This is a genomic window from Pseudomonas gebzensis (genome assembly GCF_034427815.1).
Lineage (GTDB): Bacteria > Pseudomonadota > Gammaproteobacteria > Pseudomonadales > Pseudomonadaceae > Aquipseudomonas.
Map to the genome: position 1 here is coordinate 1 of NZ_JAXQNS010000052.1, position 385 is coordinate 385.

The 385-nt window shown below is 63.9% G+C and carries 1 protein-coding gene; it reads right to left on the reverse strand.

What is annotated here, in order from left to right:
• The coding region (locus SJI00_RS22425) for an Ig-like domain-containing protein (RefSeq protein ID WP_322463867.1) at positions 1-385 on the reverse strand (385 nt) is incomplete at both ends.

Below are 385 nucleotides of genomic sequence, written 5' to 3' on the forward strand. Positions count from 1 at the left end.
GCCTGAAACGGTCAGGCCATCGGCGCTCACGACTACACCTTGGATGGCATCAGGTGCGGTGATATCGGGCACTTGGAGCGCGAGTGGCGAAGACGTATTCCCCGCCGCATCGGTCTGGCGAACATCGATGAACTCACCATTGGCCTGCGCCGGATCCAACGTCACGGTGAACCCACCGTCCGCGCGAACCTGGCCTGTACCAATCACATTCCCAGCCGCATCACGAACCTGCACCGTGGCGCCTGGTTCGCCTGTACCCGTCAGCGTCACGCCATCGGCAACCGCCAGATTCATCGGCTGAGCCGGCGCCGTGAGGTCCGGTATCAGCACCGACGCTGCTGCAGAAACATTCCCCGCCGCATCGGTCAGGTCGACCTGCAGGGCG